We start from the raw sequence: 3,059 nt of genomic DNA, 5'->3' as shown, positions 1-3,059 counted from the left end.
TCAATAATTTCCTCTGGACTTTCTATCATATTTTTTCTTATCCATTCAAGCAATAAACCAACAAGAGCAACCTTATAAAAATTCACTACAAATTCCTTTCTTTTTTCATATACTTCTTTGCCTAAAGTAATTTCATCTACAACATTTAAAACCAGGTTGTACACTGCACTATATAAGTGAGTTTCTAATTTGTCTCGACCAATTGAGTTATAAGTATTTAGCACCATTTTGCGGTTTTCACTCAAATAATAAAATATTCTCGAAAACCCCTCTTGCCATGTCTTATAGGTTTTATTTTCTTCCATTACACTTGAAACTTCATTTTTAAAAATCCACTCTAAAAGTGCATATATATCTTGAAAGTGATAATAAAATGTACGACGATTTACCTTACATAATTTTACAATATTATTAACTGTAATTTTAGCTAAAGGAGTAGTATTCATTAAATTTTTTAATGATTGTGCTAAAGCTTGTTTCGTTATATCTGACATACTTTTTACCTCCTCTTTTGTGAAATAGTTGTTTTTTTGTTAAGTACACATTTATAAATAATGGCTATTAGAACTTTCCTAATAAGCCTATTATAACTAAAACAACCCCTATAAATCTACCGACATATTTAACAGATTTTCTTGGTTCTGTCCCATCTTTAACCATCCATCCTCTACCGAACATAAGCATTTTTCTTGGCAATGAATCAGGTTCACCTAACTCTTTACTACCTTTAAACATCCATCCTCTACCAAACATAAACGCTTGTTCTGGGAATATAATTAAAAGTATACCTAAAATTATTATAATAATATTCATATTGTTCCCCCGCTCCATTTTAATGATGTTTATAAAGTGCCCTTCCTCATACCTAATTTTTCTAAAAATCATTTTTATAACTACTTTCGTCATATTTAATTTTATATGAGTTTATGTTAAAAAACAATTACTCATTTTTTATAAAAAGAAAAGGATTACAGCATTTTGTGCCATAATCCTTTTCTTTTCACTTATGGGTATCTGTGTTACTTATATAAATAGTTAATATCTCTTATTTATCGCTTAAAGCTTTTTTAAGGGCTTTAATTTCATCTTGGTGTATTTGCTTGCTTTTGCTATCTCTTTTCTTACCATCTATAGGTAATTGGCTCTGTAAGGCTTTAATTTGTCTCTTTATTTCGTCTTTATCTTTCGGAATTTCTAATTTTGACATTTATTTGACCTCCTTTAAATACTCTTTAATATATCTATTCTGCATTTAAAAGTTGTTTCCTTCTAAATTGTTGTTCTTTATTAGATAAATATAATAAGTAATTAATTTATAAGCACCCACGTTGTGTGATAAGACAATAAAAAATTTTTTAAATTAATATACTCTACTTAATTAAAAATTAAATATTTGTATATATTAATAAGGAGTAGTTCACTAAAAGTGAACTACTCCTTATTCTTTTTTCATAAGTGCTCTTAACTACTCACTATATTTAGAGTAACTTAATCAGCTCTTCTAACTCCTCAGATAAAACTTTTACAAGTGTAATATCAGTATCTTTTAAAGCCAATGCTATTTTTGTTTCAACTAATTTTTTCTTTTGCTCAATTTCTAAATAGTCTTTGTCAAAATGACTAGCATAAATCATCTTTCTAAATTTTCGCATACTCATCTTTCTAATTGTCTTATCTTCAATGAGTAAAACAAAATCCATACAGTTTACTATAGAATAGAAATCATGAGAAATCATTAGAATCGCACCTTTATAGCTTTCTATTGCTTTTTCCAGTGCTATTTGTGAATAGGTGTCTAAATGACTTGTCGGTTCATCAAGAAGCAACATATTTGCATTACTAGCAGAAATTTTAGCCAGTTGAAGCATATTTTTTTCTCCACCTGATAAAGATCCTATCTTTTGATTAATGATTTCTTCTTCAAACCCATAGTTTGAAATATATTCTCTAATCTCATCATAAGTTTTAAAACCAACATCGAAGAACTCTTCAAGTATAGTATTAGACTCATTTAGTGTTTTACCTTGAAGTTGAGATAAATAAGCCACTTCAATGTGTTCATTTATCTCAATAGACTCATGATTGTTTTTAAAGATTTCTTGGAGTAAAGTGGTTTTCCCGGTACCATTTGAACCGACAATGGCTACTTTATCAGTAGATTTAATTTCAAAGTTAACATTTTCTAGAAGCATATCATCAAAGGCAACACTGTAACCATTAACTTTTAAAGCAATGGTTTCTTCTATTTCATTATCTGTAACTAAACTGATATTCGGCTCTATAATATCTACAAATGGCGATTTAATTCTACGTTTTTCTAATCTTTCTTGAATTTTAACTCTAGGATTTACAGCTTTCCCTTTAGAAGATTGAGAATGTTCAGATGCGAAATATCTTAGTTTTTTTATTAAGATCTCGTTTCTCTCAAGTTCTTCATTATCAACAGCAGCTAATTCTTGCAGTTCAATTTTAGTTTGAAGTAATGAGAAATTATAATCAATATATCTTCCCTCAAACTCTTGGAGCTCCATATTTTCAAGGTGCAGAATTTTGTTAAAGCAATGATTTAATATATATCTGTTGTGCGTAATAATTAGCATTGTTCCAATGCGTGAATTAATTAGATTTTTAAGAGCATTAAGGTTTTCAAAGTCTAAAAACACATCGGGTTCATCCATAATCATTAAGTCTGGACTATTTAGCATTTCCTTAATTACTTGAATAAGCTTGAATTCCCCACCACTAAGTTCAGATATCATTAGATCTTTATACTTGATTAAGTTTGCAAGATTTAGGTTTTTATTAATGTTGTTTTCAAAATCATCCCCATTAATTGCATCAAATGCGTCTAAAGTTTGTTGATACTTCTCTAGTAAAGGATCAATATCCGAAGATGTTTCCATTTCGCTGCAAATAGCTGTTATTTCATTTTGTAGTTTAATAAATTCTTCCCCAATATATTCGAAAACTGTAATTTCTTTTGTTTCGCCAAGTTGTGAGAATTGACTTACATACCCTATTCTACAATTTGGGTCCATCTCGAGCTTTCCATCGAACAT

4 protein-coding genes are annotated in these 3,059 nt (G+C 28.8%); all 4 read right to left on the bottom strand.

Annotated features, from left to right (window positions below):
* Nucleotides 1–494, bottom strand: a 494-nt coding sequence (locus JJE11_RS17095; RefSeq protein WP_291637802.1) for a TetR/AcrR family transcriptional regulator, incomplete at its 3' end; no start/stop codon positions are given.
* A 67-nt stretch (nt 495–561) separates the two neighbouring features.
* Complete coding sequence (locus JJE11_RS17090; protein WP_291637800.1) at nt 562–813, bottom strand: hypothetical protein; 252 nt, start codon at nt 811–813, stop codon at nt 562–564.
* A 232-nt stretch (nt 814–1,045) separates the two neighbouring features.
* On the bottom strand, nt 1,046–1,207 hold the full coding sequence (locus tag JJE11_RS17085) for a hypothetical protein (RefSeq protein WP_291637798.1): 162 nt from the start codon (nt 1,205–1,207) through the stop codon (nt 1,046–1,048).
* A gap of 271 nt (nt 1,208–1,478) precedes the next feature.
* A partial coding sequence (locus JJE11_RS17080; protein ID WP_291637796.1) for an ATP-binding cassette domain-containing protein occupies nt 1,479–3,059 on the bottom strand: 1,581 nt, incomplete at its 5' end.

Origin of the sequence: Clostridium sp., from assembly GCF_016650095.1 — a bacterium.
In the GTDB taxonomy this organism is placed as follows: domain Bacteria; phylum Bacillota; class Clostridia; order Clostridiales; family Clostridiaceae; genus Clostridium_AD.
The sequence above is the reverse complement of the archived record's forward strand: the minus strand, read 5'-3'. Positions and strand labels throughout refer to the sequence as shown.